The sequence below is a fragment of the Paraburkholderia sp. MPAMCS5 genome (genome assembly GCF_036016995.1).
GTDB lineage: Bacteria > Pseudomonadota > Gammaproteobacteria > Burkholderiales > Burkholderiaceae > Paraburkholderia.
Genome location: NZ_JAYXBK010000019.1, coordinates 1 through 14,772, shown reverse-complemented (window position 1 = coordinate 14,772; position 14,772 = coordinate 1). Strand labels below are relative to the sequence as shown.

15 protein-coding genes and 1 pseudogene are annotated in these 14,772 nt (G+C 61.0%); 7 read left to right on the top strand and 9 right to left on the bottom strand.

What is annotated here, in order from left to right; all coding sequences use genetic code 11:
* Positions 1-53 precede the first annotated feature (53 nt).
* Complete coding sequence (locus VOM14_RS27855; RefSeq protein WP_327631953.1) at positions 54-275, bottom strand: hypothetical protein; 222 nt, start codon at positions 273-275, stop codon at positions 54-56.
* Positions 272-1,216 (bottom strand): tyrosine-type recombinase/integrase, encoded by a 945-nt coding sequence (locus tag VOM14_RS27850; RefSeq protein ID WP_327631952.1) that lies wholly within the window; start codon positions 1,214-1,216, stop codon positions 272-274. The genes VOM14_RS27855 and VOM14_RS27850 overlap by 4 nt, the downstream gene beginning before the upstream one ends.
* 917 nt (positions 1,217-2,133) lie before the next feature.
* Between VOM14_RS27850 and VOM14_RS27845 the strand changes: the two genes are divergently transcribed.
* The 5 genes and pseudogenes from VOM14_RS27845 (at position 2,134) to VOM14_RS27825 (ending at position 5,900) form a co-directional block, all read left to right on the top strand.
* Positions 2,134-2,850, top strand: coding sequence for a hypothetical protein (locus tag VOM14_RS27845; RefSeq protein WP_327631951.1), 717 nt, complete (start codon positions 2,134-2,136; stop codon positions 2,848-2,850).
* Positions 2,851-2,891: 41 nt separating this feature from the next.
* Complete coding sequence (locus VOM14_RS27840; protein ID WP_327631950.1) at positions 2,892-3,335, top strand: YsnF/AvaK domain-containing protein; 444 nt, start codon at positions 2,892-2,894, stop codon at positions 3,333-3,335.
* A 125-nt stretch (positions 3,336-3,460) separates the two neighbouring features.
* The gene (locus VOM14_RS27835) at positions 3,461-4,291 is read left to right on the top strand and encodes a YsnF/AvaK domain-containing protein (RefSeq protein ID WP_327631949.1); all 831 of its coding nucleotides are present in this window, start codon (positions 3,461-3,463) and stop codon (positions 4,289-4,291) included.
* 679 nt (positions 4,292-4,970) lie between these two features.
* Positions 4,971-5,246, top strand: a pseudogene (locus tag VOM14_RS27830) (GGDEF domain-containing protein); the annotation flags it as partial.
* Positions 5,247-5,654: 408 nt separating this feature from the next.
* The gene (locus tag VOM14_RS27825; RefSeq protein ID WP_327631948.1) at positions 5,655-5,900 is read left to right on the top strand and encodes a hypothetical protein; all 246 of its coding nucleotides are present in this window, start codon (positions 5,655-5,657) and stop codon (positions 5,898-5,900) included.
* A gap of 660 nt (positions 5,901-6,560) precedes the next feature.
* On the opposite strand, the gene VOM14_RS27820 is transcribed toward VOM14_RS27825, so the two are convergent.
* Both VOM14_RS27820 and VOM14_RS27815 read right to left on the bottom strand, forming a co-directional pair.
* On the bottom strand, positions 6,561-8,111 hold the full coding sequence (locus VOM14_RS27820) for a hybrid sensor histidine kinase/response regulator (RefSeq protein WP_327631947.1): 1,551 nt from the start codon (positions 8,109-8,111) through the stop codon (positions 6,561-6,563).
* Positions 8,111-8,914 (bottom strand): alpha/beta fold hydrolase, encoded by an 804-nt coding sequence (locus VOM14_RS27815; protein WP_327631946.1) that lies wholly within the window; start codon positions 8,912-8,914, stop codon positions 8,111-8,113. The genes VOM14_RS27820 and VOM14_RS27815 overlap by 1 nt, the downstream gene beginning before the upstream one ends.
* A 245-nt stretch (positions 8,915-9,159) precedes the next feature.
* Here VOM14_RS27815 and VOM14_RS27810 point away from each other — a divergent pair, with 245 nt between their 5' ends.
* Positions 9,160-9,546 carry a response regulator gene (locus VOM14_RS27810; RefSeq protein WP_327631945.1) on the top strand — a complete coding sequence of 129 codons (387 nt, stop codon included), beginning with the start codon at positions 9,160-9,162 and terminating at the stop codon, positions 9,544-9,546.
* Positions 9,547-9,787: 241 nt separating this feature from the next.
* Here the strand turns inward: VOM14_RS27810 and VOM14_RS27805 are convergent, their stop codons facing one another.
* Positions 9,788-10,048, bottom strand: a complete 261-nt coding sequence (locus tag VOM14_RS27805; protein ID WP_327631944.1) for a DUF2934 domain-containing protein — start codon at positions 10,046-10,048, stop codon at positions 9,788-9,790.
* Positions 10,049-10,541: 493 nt separating this feature from the next.
* Positions 10,542-10,979 (bottom strand): SET domain-containing protein, encoded by a 438-nt coding sequence (locus VOM14_RS27800; RefSeq protein WP_327631943.1) that lies wholly within the window; start codon positions 10,977-10,979, stop codon positions 10,542-10,544.
* A 462-nt stretch (positions 10,980-11,441) separates the two neighbouring features.
* Between VOM14_RS27800 and VOM14_RS27795 the strand changes: the two genes are divergently transcribed.
* The gene (locus VOM14_RS27795; protein ID WP_327631942.1) at positions 11,442-11,774 is read left to right on the top strand and encodes a hypothetical protein; all 333 of its coding nucleotides are present in this window, start codon (positions 11,442-11,444) and stop codon (positions 11,772-11,774) included.
* A gap of 786 nt (positions 11,775-12,560) precedes the next feature.
* Here the strand turns inward: VOM14_RS27795 and VOM14_RS27790 are convergent.
* From VOM14_RS27790 to VOM14_RS27780, 3 genes are all read right to left on the bottom strand, one after another.
* Positions 12,561-13,676 carry an extracellular catalytic domain type 1 short-chain-length polyhydroxyalkanoate depolymerase gene (locus VOM14_RS27790; RefSeq protein ID WP_327631941.1) on the bottom strand — a complete coding sequence of 372 codons (1,116 nt, stop codon included), beginning with the start codon at positions 13,674-13,676 and terminating at the stop codon, positions 12,561-12,563.
* A gap of 43 nt (positions 13,677-13,719) precedes the next feature.
* Positions 13,720-14,145 (bottom strand): CopG family transcriptional regulator, encoded by a 426-nt coding sequence (locus VOM14_RS27785; protein ID WP_327632022.1) that lies wholly within the window; start codon positions 14,143-14,145, stop codon positions 13,720-13,722.
* Between the two features lie 435 nt (positions 14,146-14,580).
* The coding region (locus VOM14_RS27780) for a hypothetical protein (RefSeq protein ID WP_327631940.1) at positions 14,581-14,772 on the bottom strand (192 nt) is incomplete at its 5' end.

Here is a 14,772-nt window from a genome sequence, read left to right as displayed (position 1 = left end):
CATTGATGCCGAATCGCGGCTTCCGCCGCAGCCTCGGGACGGGGAAGTCCCTTTCATTCTCTAAGGAACTCGAGGATGAACGGGGCGTTCAGTTCTTCGATGGTGATATCGCTGGGCCGCTTGTGTAAGCGTTGATGCGCGAAGGCCAGCAGCAGTCGGAAACTGTCACGGTAGGCCGCCACAGTGCATGGGCTTGCGTGTCGTTGCTGAAGCAAACGTTCCGTGAAGAATTTCTGCAACAGAACTGGAAAGGACTGCGCTGCTGATATGTTCATGATGAACCTCCGCGATGGCGCACAAAGCGTTGGGCTGCGATTGCCAGGAGCTCGGGCGAGGCTGTTTCGTACCAGTACGTGTCCGTGACTTTGGCATGCCCGAGGTAAGTCGACAGCGCAAGAATGTTGCAGTCGACGTCCACCCCTTGGGAGTACCAATCCTGCAATCGATGGCAGACGAACGAATGTCGAAGATCATGTATCCGCGGTGCGGGATGGTCGCCGCGAGCCCGCCACTTCAATGCGGTGCGCAGAATCTTGAACGCGTACTCGACGCTTCTTGTTGAAGCTGGTCGACCGTAGTCGAACACAAAGAAAGCGTTAGTGTTAGCAGTTGAAGAATCGCGGTCGCGTTTGCGGGCATATCGTCGCATCGCTGCTGCAGTCGTAGGGTGTATCGGCACCCACCGCGATTTGCCAAACTTAGCACTCCGGATATGCAGCAGCCGCTTCTCGAGATCTACATCCGAACGGGTCAGCCCCGTCGCTTCCGAGATACGCAGTCCGGTCGCTGCGATCAGTCCGAAAATCGTCCTGCAGCTCGCACTGCGCAGACCACCCGGTGGATAGAGACCGTCGCAGGCTGCCAGCAGATCCAGAACTTCATCATCGGTGAAAATATGCGGTGCCAGTCGATGATGGGCACGTCCGAACAGATATCGCGGCGGGATCTCGGTTGCCGGATCGAATTGCCGGCAGTACGCGGCAAAGGGGCGCAGCACCTCGATTCTGCGGGCCGCCGTTGACCGCCGTCCGGTGCCGGAGTTGCCGGCCCACTGAGCAGCGAGTTGTATCGTCAGCCTTCCGTTGTGGCCGACCCGTTCGGCAAAACGCGCGAATTCCCTGAGTTGATTACCCACGATCCGGAGATCAAATCCGGCTCGACGACGGACGTTGAGGTAATCGTCGATCCAGGCGGAAAAAGATGTGTGTGCGCTCATGATCGCTTCCCTGGCCATGGAAGCGCCACGCGACGAAGGGCTGGAAGGTTGACCTTCGCATAAATCGTCGTGGTATCGAGAGAACGATGGCGCAACAGATCGCCGATCTCCGGGGGCTTTTTTTCTCGGCGGTCCGCCCATGTGCCTCTTTCAATAGGGCGCTGCCCTGATGGCTGGTAAGCCTTTTGGGCGATCACAGATCAGGATGCCGGCAGGGTGCCGGCAACGAACGCGGAACTTCTCGTCGCCGTCGCGCGTGGCAGTGTCCGCGGCTCGCGGTTGTTTTTCGGATACTACGGTCCGTATCGACAAATAGCAGCGCAGACAGTCCGTGTGTGCCCTCCTTTGCATCATCCATTTCAAATTTCTCACGCAGCGTGCCGCGGCTGTGAAGGCCAGACACTGATTCTCGCCAGCAGATGCAGCTCCGAATACGCGCGAAATCGGTGATGCTATCGGGCACCGGAACGAACGCAAGCCCGACGAGCGCCAGTGCGAACCCGGCCACGAGCGTACCGATTCCGACGGCAAGTCCGCGCCACGCGGCATGAATGTCCGGCTCAGGCTCGGCGACTGCGGTATGAGCCGTGACATTCAAGTCTACAGTCGGTACCTACCCGCTTCCGATGCGTGCGGACCTACGCCAGCGGACCTCTGAAGGTCGAAAGACAGTGGCAGCGGATCGCCAGTGGGCAATGTCGGATGTCTCACCCGGCGGATACGCAGACTTCGAAAGCATTTCGAGGATCCCTGCATCGGGACCCCGCACGAGTCGCATGCGAGTCCCGAAACGTTCCCTCATCGGCAACAAGTCGACGCCGATCGTTGCGAAGCATTACCTGCCGCTTGTCTGATCGGCACAGGGCTTGCTCGATCTCCACGCCTGCATCGCAAACGGTGCGATTTCTGGAGACATCATGAAACTGCTGACGACTAGAGACGGCCTGCCGCGGCTGTCGTGGGGCGCCATTATCGCTGGGGTAATTCTTTCGATGATCGTGTATCTGATCATGAGCGTGCTGGGCACGGCCATTGGTGCATCGCTCATTTCACCCATGTCAAAGCCGGACACGTTGCGCGGCTTCGGCTTCGGCTCCGGCGTCTGGGTGATCGTGACGACGGTGCTCGCGGTGTTCGTGGGCTCTTATTATTCCGGGCGCTGCGCACCGGTGCTTGGATGGCTCCACGGCCTTCTGTCGTGGGCCGTGATGACGCTGCTGATCGTCTACGGGATGACATCGCTTGTCACCGGCGCGGTCAGCACGGCGAGCAGCATCGCGGCGACCGGGGCGCAAGTCGGCGCGACCGCGGCGAATCAATCCGGCGCCGGCAATCCGTTGATCGACTCCGCGAAGCAGCAGGTGCAGGCCGCCGTTGCATCGGCGGCATCGGCGGCCTCAAGCCCGGATGCTGAACAGAACGCGCGCCAGGCGGCCGACACGGCCGCGCGCGGCGTCGCCCGTGCAAGCTGGTTCTCGTTCGCTGCGCTCGTCGTCGGCGCGATTATCGCAATCGTTTCAGGCGGCGCGGGTTTCCGTCATCAACCGCCGTTCGAGGAAGGCGGCGGCTCATCAACCGAGCGCGACGCCGCCTTGGGCCGCAGCCGCACAGTCAGAGGGGGCGCCCCGCTCTGAGCGGGCGCCACCGCATCCCATCCTGGCAACGAGAGCAATCGATGAACAAGGATGAAACGCACGGCAATGCAGTTCCGCCCGCGGAACCTGCCGAACAGGTCCGCATAGCGGCCGTTGAAGAAAAGCTCACGGTTCGCGTGAGAGAGACCGAAACCGGGGCGGTGCGTGTGCGCAAGGTTGTGCACGAAGAAGTCCAACCCCTCGTCATGCGACTAAGCGCCGAGCAGGTCCAGGTCACGCGCGTCGCTTGGAATCGCCCGGTAGACGAGCGAAGCGAGCCGCGACGCGAAGGCGATACGCTCATCATTCCCGTCTACGAGTACATCCCCGTTGTCAAAATGCAATTGACGTTGAAAGAAGAAGTGCACGTGAAGACCACGCAGACCCATCGGGATGTGGCTCATGACGTTACTGTGGATTCCGAAGAAATTATCGTCGAACGGCGCGAAGGCCTTGACGGGGACTGGAAGCGCGAGCCTGAGTGAACTGAGGGGTACAGGCTGGAACGGCTGTTGCGCGGATCATCGCACGCGCTTCACTTCCGGCTTGCGTACCCTTCTCTCAAGGAGATTTTGCAATGACTCAGACTCTCATCGGTGTGTTCAATACCATGCAGGATGCCGAACTCGCTAAAAACCGGCTGGAAGCGGAAGGCATTCCGCGCACGGCTATGTCCGTGCATGCAAATGACACAGGTCCGGCGATCTCGACCGACACCGACACACGCGAAGTCGCGGCAGACCGCTCAGCCGGCGAGGCACACGAAGGCGCGATGGCTCGCATCGAGCACTTTTTCAAACATCTTTTCGGTGGGGATGACCGACCGGAAGAAGTCGGCCACTATCAGGAGGCGGTCCGTCGCGGCGGCGCATTGCTCTCGGTGGAAGTCGCAGACGACTCAGCAACGGAGCGCGTGCGCAATGCTCTCTACTCGGCCGGCGCTATTGACATCGATTCGCGGGTAGCCCAATGGCGCGACGCCGGATACACCAGCTACGACCGCAACGCGCCCGCTTACACGGCGGACCAGATAGCAGCGGAGCGCCAGGCGTTTCCAGTTGTGCAGGAATCGCTGGACGTGGGCAAGCGGGCGGTGCAGACCGGCGGCGTTCGGGTCTATTCGCGGGTGACCGAGACGCCGGTCAGCGAGTCCGTGGATCTCCGTGAAGAGCATGCGAGCGTCGAGCGCCGCCCGGTCGATCGCCCCGCAACGGCTGGGGATCTCAAAGAAGCCTCCGTCGAGATACGGGAGACAGCGGAGCAGGCCGTGGTCGGCAAGACCGCGCGGGTCGTCGAGGAAGTGGTTGTCGGCAAGGAAAAATCAGACCGCACCGAGACCATCACCGACACGGTGCGCGGCACAGAAGTGGAAGTCGAGCGCACACCCGGCAATCAGGGCGTCAGCCAAGCTGCGCCTGACGGTAAAAAGACGCCCCTCTGACCGCATGAATGCGCCCGCTTGCGCAGCCCTTAACGCAACCGGGCGCCCCCTCGTTCACCCCGTGTGCGGGCGCACAGCACGGGTGCGATGATGAGGCGGTCTTTCGCTGAGCGAAGTATGCATGGGGCGGCCGATCATGTCTGAGCAGCGACCTTCGCCATGTATGTAGGGGGCGCCTGTAGACGGCATGGCGAGCCACCGCGGGGCGGGCTGTCTCATGGTCGAAGGACACAACGCCGCCAAGATGAAGTCGGGGCTTCCGGCACGGCCATGCGGTATCTCGGCCGCCTGGCCAATGTAGCGCTCATGCTTCTCTCACGTTATCTTAGGGACGCAAAAAAATGCAGCAATGCGAGACGTCACATGGTCTTTTCGGCCCCATGCTTTCCGGCATTTACAGTGCCGGGAAGCTGGCGCGGGAGCTGGATGAACGAATCGGGACGACGTACTGGTTATGGTTCGTTTCGGTCTTTCCGTCGATGCCACCAGTGCGGGTAGATACCGGCAGCGGGACCAACGCAACGAGTGAAGTTCCCTATCAGCGCCAGGCGCTCACTAGAAGGCCCCTGCGCCGTACCGTAAGATATCTTCGAACGCGCCGCTGCCTGTGAGAGACCGGAAAAAGCCAAAACGCACGGCTACTAAAAGCGAAGCCTCGTGGCCGCCCGGCCGCTCTCGCCGACACGGCGGTGAGGAGTTCATTGTTGTTCTTCCCGATACCATGCCGGACGGTGCGTCCCTGATTGCTGAGAACATCCGATCAGCCATCAGCGAACTCGCCATGGACCATGCAGGCAGCGAATACGGACACGTGACAGCCAGCATTGGCTCAGCCACCTGGACGCCCGACCAGAACACCGGGATAACAGCTGTGATCAAGGCGGCGGATGAAGCGTTGTACAAAGCCAAGGTGAGCGGACGCAACAAGGTCGCCATGTGCGCCGCTGCCGGGTGAATGTCACGCGCGGGCTTGTGGGCATTCGCGTCTTGTCGATTCCGGTTCGGGCCACATGGGCACGTCAGGACCTCAAGGTGCCAATCGGAGAGCGCGCCGCAACCATCATTGCGCGGATTCCCCCGATCACGTGCGTCAGGCTCCCGGGGTGCTTACGGCAAGCTCCCGTGAAGAGGTCAGCCGGAGTCGCCGGGAGGTCTGCCCTGCATGAGCACCACAGCCGGGGCCCCGGGCCGAGCTGTTCGATGACCGCCCGCCTCGAAAATTCACTGGACAGGATTTTCGGGCGCTGCCGAAAACTTTGGCGAGATACGCGCCATTACTCATGCTCGCACTTCTCGTGACCTTGTCGATCAAGTGAAACAGTCATGCGTCGCTGACGACTCATCGCCCGAACGGCCGTAAGTCGTGTCGCGTCCGCCCTCACGCGACGTCATCGTCACTCGCGTCCGCGCGGCGCACCGGCGCGATCAATGGCTGGGACGTGTCGATGCCGAATCTTTCCATCGCCTGCCGGGCACGCTCGATCTGAGGGCCGAAACGTTCAAGAGGCGTTCGATCAAGATCAAGCTCGACGCGCAACCGGTCGTCTCTCTTCAGGAAGGCATTGGAACAGGTGAGGAAAGCTGTGTGCGGCCTGAACACAAACGTTGACTGTGCGAGGGCGATACGCCTTGCGGCGAGCGGGGAGGCGGCGGGGCGCTCATCCGGTCACTGAGTCCCCGCCTCCAGAACTGTTGGCGTCCGGCATCGAATGAACCGTGACCGGTGGCTTTTCTTCAGCGCAGGCCCGGATTGGCGCGACCAGACGTCTGAGGTTATTCGGTGAGGCCGATCATGAAAGCGCTAGCGATTACTGACGTGCAGTGTCCGGGCGAACTCCACGGTTCAATCATTGAAAACCTACTTTGGCAACGAGTCGCCGCGCGAGGCGGTGCCTGAGTTGCCCGCGCGAGCTGAGTCATGGCGGAAATCATGACGGGCTCGATCCGCTATTTTGCCGACATGGCGTTTGGCCTGGCCGGTGTGCGGGCGCCCCCCGGTCCCCGGAGCACGTCGTCGACCGGGGCGACCGTCTTCCCACAACAGAGACGTCGATGGTCCGCAACCAGCCCTTGCCAGGAATGCACCCGACGCGGCTGCCTCAACCGCCAGCGAGTTGTCCTGAAGAGGAACTTGCGCCCGACGGATGTTTTGTGACAATTCCTTCGCAGTTCCAATTATCGTTGAAGATAGACGCGGCCCGCACACATCGCCCCCTGCAAAAAGCGGGTGTCTAACCGCAGGTTGTCGGCCGCAGATGCGGGTATGCGACTACCCGAGCAGCGAGAGCAGTCGCTCATAGTCAACCGGCTTCGCCAGATGGTAGTTAAAGCCTGCCTCAAAGGCGGCCTCCCTGTCCGGCTCCTGGCTCCAGCCGGTCACGGCGATCAGCTGCATGCTGCTGCCGCGACGGTCGCGCCGTATCTGACGGGCGACCTCGTAACCCGACATGTCGGGAAGCCCGATATCCAGCAGGAGTATGTCTGCCTTGAAATCAAAGACGAGATCCACGGCCTCGCTGCCCGTTGTGGCGGTTCGGGTCTCGTACCCGTCCGCTTCGAGCAGCATCGAAAGGCTGAGCGCAGCATCTTCACTGTCGTCGACAATGACAATGCGGCGCCTCTTGTGCTCGCGAGGCCGCTCCGAGGCTTTGTCAGCAGCCAGAGCTTCCTGGACGGGAGAGAGCGGCAGGCGAACGGTGAATTCGCTTCCCTGGTTGACGCCGCGGCTGCTGACACTCACCGTACCGCCCTGCCCCTCCGCCAGGGCCCGGACAAGCGCCAGACCAATGCCGAGGCCGCCCTGCGAGCGGGACCGGCCCGAGGGCAGTTGCGAAAACAGCCCGAACACTGAGTGCAGGTTTTCTGCAGCGATACCGATGCCGCTGTCGCGAACGGAAATCACCGCCTCATTGCCTTCACGACGCGCGTGGAGCTCAACGATGCCGCCAGCCGGTGTGTACTTGGCCGCGTTGTTCAGCAGGTTCTGGACGATCTGGACGAGCCGTACCGGATCGGCATCCACAAACGCCGGCGCCTCTGGCAGTCTGACGCTGAACTGGTGCGATTGCGCCTGCAGCACGCCCCTTGAGCCTTCCAGTGCCCGGCGCACTGCCGCTGACAGTTCAACGTGCTCCGGGCGGAACTCCATCTTGCCTTCGGCGATTCGCGAGACGTCCAGCAGGTCGTCCACAAGCCGAACGAGCTGCGCGACCTGGCGCTCCAGGACGCCCCGCGACCAGAGGACCTGCGGATCCGTAAACTCCTTCAGTCCAAAGAGGCGCGCAGCGGCCTGGATGGGCGCCAGCGGATTGCGCAGCTCATGCGCCAGCATCGCCAGAAACTCATCCTTACGCCGGTTTGCCAGTTGCAGCGCCTGCTCTGCATCGCTTTTCGCCTGAAGCGCGTCCTCGGCCTCCCGGCGTGTGTGCACGAGCTCCTTCTCATACCGGTGGCGATCATTGACGATCACGCACGCGATGTCGTCAAGTTCGGCGTCCCCAGCGACACGTCGAGCGGCGTTGATCAGCATCGGCACCTTGTGCCCGTCACGATGCCGGAACTCAAGTTTGACCTCTGCGACTGATCTCTGCATCTGAAGCAGTGGCGCCCAGTGCGTCTGATGGAAAACCTTACCGCCCATCGTCAGCAGGTCCTGGATTCGACGCACATCAAGCAGCTCCGGTGCCTCAAACCCCAGCCACCGGCAGAACGTGGCATTGACCCGCACGATGGTTCCATCAGTGGCCGTCGACAACAGTCCACACGGGGCTTGTTCGAAGGCGTCGCCGATCGGCCCAGCGTTTCGATGCGTGCTGTCCATCAGAGCGATAGCTTCTGAAGGAAGCGTTCGATTGCAACGGTGCTGGGGCCCGGCGCGCTCAGATGCGGGCAATGCCCCACGTTCTCGACGACGGCGAGCGTGCTTCCTGCAATCGCCTCGTGCATGTATTCACCCACGGCGACCGGGGCGAGCAGATCGTCGTCCGACTGGACAATAAGTGTCGGTGTGGTGACCCGTGGCAGATCGGCGCGATGATCGGCAAGGAAAGTCACGCGTGCAAAGTGCTTCGCGATCTCTGGATCAGTGCGGCAAAAGCTGTTCGTCAGCTCCTGGGCGAGCTCCGGCTGAGCCGGCGCGCCCATGATGGCCGGCGCCATGGTGCTGGACCATCCGAGGTAGTTATTGTCCAGCGTTTCAAGCAGTTCTTCAATGTCGGTACGCTCGAACCCTCCAACGTAGCTTCCATCGTTGATGAAACAGGGCGACGGGCCTATCATGACGTTCGCGGCGAAGCAACCGGGTGACCTGATCGCCGCCAGCATACCGATCGTCGCACTCACCGAGTGTCCGACGAAGACGGCCGGGGCGGCCGCAAACTCCTCAATGATCTCCAGCACGTCGTCGGCATAACCCTGAAGGGACGCGTATTTCGCACGGTCATAGGCCGACAGGTCCGACTTGCCACTGCCGACAAGATCAAACAGCACCGTCCGGTAACGCGAGCCAAAGGCCGGTGCAAAATATCGCCACATGTTCTGGTCGCAACCGAAGCCGTGCGCAAAAACGAGCGCCGTAGCGCCAGACCCACTGACACGAACATTGTTGCGTTTCCGGATATCCATCGGGCCGCCGCGGAAAGGGTTAAGAAGTGATTGTTTCAGATGGGCACTATATACCGTCGTTCGGGTCAGCCGTTGACTCAAAAAATGGCGTCACGACCGGTTTTCTGCCGCTGCGCTCTTATGCCTCAATGTCTGGCATACGCGATGCGCAAGCTATGGAATCTCGAATGCCTGCTCAACACGTGATGACAAGATGCGCCCTATGGAGCAGTCGTGCGGTCGGGGTTCCGCCTGGCGCGCTAAGCGTGCTCGTCGTCGACGACAATGAAGCCTCCGGTCTGGCGCTGACGGCTGCCCTAGGTGAGGAAGCGATGGACACACGGCTCGCGACAAGCGGGCTGGAGGCGCTTGAATGTACCCGCAGCCGGACCCCGGATGTGATCGTGCTGGACATCAACATGCCACATCACGACGGATTTTCGACCGCGCGCGTGCTCCGGCGTGTGCTGTCGACGCGGCACGCGGCGATCGTGGCCTTTACCGCCCTTGACGAGCGCGAGGTGCGCGAACGCGGAGAACTGGCCGGCTTTGACGGGTACTGTCAGAAAGGCCAGCCGCCCGAGGAGCTACTGACGGTAATACACACTCTGACAGGCCGGCAAGGCCAGGCTTTTGGGAATCAGTTGCCGTAAGCTGCGGCTCGGGAAACTTTCTGGCGCAATGCCGGGATCATCTCAAGCCGGCGTGAAAGGGCTCAATCGCGTCCGTGCGAACGTCATTTCGTGCCCACCACCGAGGCGCGCCGCACGAGCGAACGCTACCAGCCCATCGTGCGCGCCGCGATGTTTTATGGTGTCCGGGCCTGCGCCCGCGTTTTCGCACTGCCCCTTTCGTCGACGCTCGAACTTGAGAAGCTCCGGTGGCCGAAGGTTCTTACTTCGCAGCCGGCGCGCTCCTGCCGGGCTTGCCTGCGCTCCGGGTCTTCGGGTCCTTCACCGCAGTCTTCTGCGTTTTCCTCCTCGGCGTGCTTGTAGGAGCTACGGACACAGACGGTGCCGGTGCCGCAATCTCGTGCCCGAGCTGCGACGACGCCAGGTGCCAATAGTGCTCGTCGCGGCCCTCAGGTCGGCCGTCTGCTTCCCAAAGGAAATACGCGCGACGTCTGATGCTTTCTTCTGAAGGAGCCGGGTGCATGGACATTCCGAATGTATGAGCTGCCGATATGGACACGAAATCGGAGAATCGCAGACGAGGCCGTGCTGCGCAGGGCGTGCAGAAACTGGGCGCATCGATTTAACCAGGATTTCTCGGTCCGTCCGTATCATGATTGCGCGCTCCGCTTTCTCTGCTAGCAAGCGCCAGCCCGCCGACACCGTGCGATGCATTGGCGTGACCGAAAGCACCATTTTTCAGTTCCAGGATGCGGCGAGGCGAGGCGAGATTTAGCCGTTCGAAACCGCGCCCCTGACCGGCACTGCTGTGAGACCCGCTGCGTGAGTCCGGCGCATAGACAGCGCAGCGCCACGGTTTTTTCTTGTCACAACGGCTACAGCCGCTGGCGCGACTTCAGCTGGCAGTTTTCGACCCACCCTCGCAGCAGTAAATAATAGCCAGGACCGGAACGCCGCAGGACGGCCCCGCCTATTGTTATGGCTCGGGCGGCGCCAGCCCGACGCTAGATCCGCAGTCAGTCTGCGAACATCGTCCCCCGGCAACGGGCCGATCCGCACCGGCATGCGTATGCCCGTCTGAGACCCGCGGTTCGGCGGCCTTCGATCTGAAGCTGATAGTCGATGCAGAGTTCACCGCCTTCACGGATGGTGCGGATCGTCCGGATGAACACCCGCTCCCCATCCTGCTCCGCCTCGCAGTTCGGCGTGCAACTGTGATTCAGCCACCTGGCCGAATTACCATTCTGCCCGCCATCAATCACCCGACCATCGTCGAGCGCGAAGAAGAAGGTATGGCCCTGTTCGGCGGTGGATCGTCCGTGGCCACGCTGTGCGCGTCTCCACGAGACGAGTTTTCCCTTGTATTCGAGAATCAATGTTCCGCTGCGGATATCGGCAAGCGCGAAGACGCCACGGCCATGCAAGGGAGAACTGCGAACGACGATTCGGCGCATAACGTGGAAACAACAGCAAGATTAACGGCCGGATTCAGGACGGACGTCGCATCAAGTCAATGATTCAACCAGAAGCGCATTCCCACCCGCATCAGCTTTGCCGTCCGCATAACGGAAATGGCAAAGCTATCCGCAGCATCGTCGTCCATTGTTGGCCTCGCGCTCCGCTTTGTCCAGAAGAGCGAGAGCAAGAGTGAGTTTTGAAGGAAAACTGATCGGCAGCGGCCAGTAGATCAGCCGGAATTGCAACCGGAAGCTATCGGATTTGCACACTTAATTCGTATCCCCAATAACCGCAGGTCATCGCCTTCGCGGTCCGTGCAAGCTACCTGGTGAAGACACGCATTACAGCGATGACGAGCCGTCCACATATCGTATGGTTTGTCCGAGCTGTCGCGCCGCGACAGTGGCTATTTCTGACTTGCCAAACCAGATGATAAAAAGGCCAGGATCTGCCGCGCTTTGCTGCACTTTGACTTTCCTGCCTGCCTTATGCGTTCGTCCGACGTTAAAGCCAAGGTATCTGCTGTCCACGTCGACAAGCAGGATTGCAGCACGGACAGCTATAAGCATCATCAGAGTTCTCTCGCCGGTGCGGTAGGCACAAACACCGCTCGCAGAAGAGCGCTGTGCAAATCAGGTCAAATGTTATGTTATATTTTTTATAGCGTTCCACAGCAAAAGCTGTCGCCGCGTCTGCACAAAAAAGAGAATTTGTCGCGGGACCGCCACAGCAATGGCGGCATGCCAGCCGGCCTGCGTGTCAGGAACCATGATGTCGCTTCCGCAAAATGAGGACCGCAAAATGCGCCGTGAAACTTGGCTGAGCTGGTAGGCATGCGCAGCTTCACCGGACCGCCGTATCTGGCGTGCAGCCCCGCCCATCGATTGCCGTCCAGTTCGACGATGCGTGCCACTGCCCGGAAATGACGGAACTGTCGTCGACGCACACGCCCTCGGCATGTCGATTGTCTCCGCTCTCGCGTCCAGTCGGGCTCCGCACTTCCAGATCCGCAGCTTTGTGTCAAATGGCAGAGGGCCGATAACCCGGCCCGCAATTATGCGCCATGGGTCTGCGGCTTCCTGGACGAGGTGACACAGCGAAAACGCTCACGTGCCCGAGCACGGGACAGCCGTAGATCGCAATGATGTCGGCACCGTTTCTAAGTCAGTTGAGATGCAGGCTCATCAGCTGAGCGCCCGGCAACGCATAGAGGTCTTAGGGTGGTCAAGCTGAATGAAGCAAAAAAGCTTTCGTGCTGTTGCCATGCGACCGGTGATCAGGAGGAGCTTCGGATGGCCCAACCACTTTCGGCGCCTTTCACCCGGCTACTAGCGCTTGCCCGAAACTGGGGCTGCGCTGCACTTTGTCGCCTTGCCGTGCTTATGCCGCCTCCTCGAAAACCACGTCCACGCGCGTCGACCGCGGGGACGTTGCACGACATTTCATCAAGACGCTGCCGCCCGGTGGGTTAGGATCACTGATCCTGAAGAGCGCAGTGTCATTGCGCCTTGTCGTCCCGAGGGCATCGTCTTGTTTAATGGGCCTGCTGCGCATTGGGAGCAGTCACCAGCGGCCCATCAGCCAATCGCCTTATCGCACTGTGGATGTTCGAGAAAAAATCGCAGCATTTCGGCACTAGCGTCGGGTCCGCTGGGGTCAGTGTAGCTGCCTCGTGCATTGCCGCCTGCCCACGCATGCGGTGCCCCGTGAACAGTCCACAGTTCTGCCGGGACACCGTCAGTCGAAACCCGCCGTGAGACGGTGCAGGTCCGTCGACCTGTCCCGGTCCAACGGTGTTCACTGCCGTCATGCGGCCGTTCCTGAAAGCCCTGAACGAGCTGCGCGGCATTTCGCATGTGCACCGTGGCGTCCGCATCACCGTGAAAGACGATGACAGGGCGTTTTGGTAATGAAGCAGTATCGTGCATGGCGGACGTTGGCCGCCTGCCGGACCTGCCGCCTTTCATCGCCGCGAGCGCGGAGGGAAGGTCGTGTGCGCAGCCGGCGGGAAGACCGGAATGCACGCCCGCTGCTGCGTACAGTTCGGGATACGCGGCGATCATGATCGCCGCCATTGCGCCACCGGCGGACAAACCTGCGACGTACACGCGGGCAAGGTCTACATTGTGGGCTGCGATGATGTCGCGAGTGATGCCCGCAATCAGTGAGGGCTCGCCGCGGTCGCGATGCTGGTCGTCAGGCTTGAACCAGTTCCAACACCGGGATGCATTGGCCTGCTGCGGCTGCTCCGGATACGCCACCAGAAATCGATGCCGCTCAGCGAGCACATTCATCTGTGTACCCGCCGCGAAGTCGTCAGCGTTCTGTGTGCAGCCGTGCAGCATCACGACCAGTGGCAGCGGCTCACCGCAGCTCGCTGCCGGGACAAACAATCGATATTGGCGCCGACCGGCGGCAGCTGAATATCTATGCGTGCTGAAATGTCCCCGCTCCTCGGCGTCGGTATATGTGTCTCGCGCATTGGGCGCTTCCCACCGCCTGCCGACACGCGCTTCAAAGGGAACCTTAACGGCCTCAGGCGTTGCCTGCCCGGACTCCATCCGGTGCCCGACGCCATCGATCTCCCCTCTCAGGGTACGTTGTATCGCTTGAGTAGCTTCGGCGGGACCACGTGTGCGCAGCAGGGTCATGGCGTCGCGCATCGAGTTCAGAAAACCTTCATCGAGTTTCATCGTTTCCGTCCGTTATCGGGTTTTGGTATCAGGCGTCGCCGAACTAGCGGATTCTGTCAGCGAGTGCCGCCTTCACGGCAGCGGGGGCGTGAAACGCTCCCATCACAAGGACGCTGTCAATGGTCGCGAGCGCGAGCTCCGGGGTGACGTCGCGAGCAATGCTGGCGAGCCCCAGTACCTGGATCGTGAGACGCTGATGCGCGGCACGCACTGCCTCGAGATCCTGCCGCGAGAAATGCTGCAGCCCTAGCACAAGCGCACGACGCGTCACCGTTTCCTGAACGGCCTGCGCGTGGAGCGCAAGCTGGTTGCGTATGGCGGTTCGGATCAGGTCGGTCCTGTTCGAATAGAAGCCTTCCAGCACCAACAGATCGATTTGCCCGAGGTCGACGGGGCCGACGTTGATGGTGATTTTTTCCGACTCGCCGCCCTTCGGGCGATCGGCGTCGAGAGCAGTAAGCTTTTTCATTTCCCCATCCATGAACCATCCAGTGGGATGGTTATACTCTTTTAATCGTTGCACTGCAACATAAAACGTGGTCGCCTCCGAACTCATGAACTGTGCAGGCAACTCGTGCAACAGAGCCGGGGGCTCCCTCTGAAGTCCCCGGCCGAGCGTGTGGCGCTGCTCATTCACACTCGCATTGAACTGCTGCCTGTCGGGAAAGGGCATGCTTCCATTCCCCGTGTTGGCTTTCGCCGCCCCGTTCGTCAAAGAAAAGAAGGGCGAGACGCGTTCGAGTGTCGACTGCGCCCGTGTTTTTCCATTGACGTCCTGCATGGCCGACTTTGCATCCGCGAACTCCAATCGATACGCAACTCCGCACAGGTGGGGGTTGCCCCGATCTCGGCTTCGGTCAACTGCGATAAGGGTTTCCGTCGGCGGTTTCCGATGCAGCGACTTTCACCGATTTACCTGCAGCGTGAAAACCGTCACCATTGCGCGCGTGGCGTGACCATACCGTGCGCTAAGACCCAGCCCTTTCAAGGTCTTTGCGCTGCAAACCTGGTAACCTGGCGAGATGTTAAGGAACGACGGGTAGGAAGGGATGTTCGACGAGGTGATGAAGCGTTTCGAGCAGCAGGCACCGGTATG

Bases quoted from the DNA above. Each gene is read 5' to 3' on its own strand.
- VOM14_RS27855 (WP_327631953.1), bottom strand. From the start codon at position 275: ATGAACATATCAGCAGCGCAGTCCTTTCCAGTTCTGTTGCAGAAATTC.
- VOM14_RS27850 (WP_327631952.1), bottom strand. From the start codon at position 1,216: ATGAGCGCACACACATCTTTTTCCGCCTGGATCGACGATTACCTCAAC.
- VOM14_RS27845 (WP_327631951.1), top strand. From the start codon at position 2,134: ATGAAACTGCTGACGACTAGAGACGGCCTGCCGCGGCTGTCGTGGGGC.
- VOM14_RS27840 (WP_327631950.1), top strand. From the start codon at position 2,892: ATGAACAAGGATGAAACGCACGGCAATGCAGTTCCGCCCGCGGAACCT.
- VOM14_RS27835 (WP_327631949.1), top strand. From the start codon at position 3,461: ATGCAGGATGCCGAACTCGCTAAAAACCGGCTGGAAGCGGAAGGCATT.
- VOM14_RS27820 (WP_327631947.1), bottom strand. From the start codon at position 8,111: ATGGACAGCACGCATCGAAACGCTGGGCCGATCGGCGACGCCTTCGAA.
- VOM14_RS27815 (WP_327631946.1), bottom strand. From the start codon at position 8,914: ATGGATATCCGGAAACGCAACAATGTTCGTGTCAGTGGGTCTGGCGCT.
- VOM14_RS27805 (WP_327631944.1), bottom strand. From the start codon at position 10,048: ATGCACCCGGCTCCTTCAGAAGAAAGCATCAGACGTCGCGCGTATTTC.
- VOM14_RS27800 (WP_327631943.1), bottom strand. From the start codon at position 10,979: ATGCGCCGAATCGTCGTTCGCAGTTCTCCCTTGCATGGCCGTGGCGTC.
- VOM14_RS27790 (WP_327631941.1), bottom strand. From the start codon at position 13,676: ATGAAACTCGATGAAGGTTTTCTGAACTCGATGCGCGACGCCATGACC.
- VOM14_RS27785 (WP_327632022.1), bottom strand. From the start codon at position 14,145: ATGAAAAAGCTTACTGCTCTCGACGCCGATCGCCCGAAGGGCGGCGAG.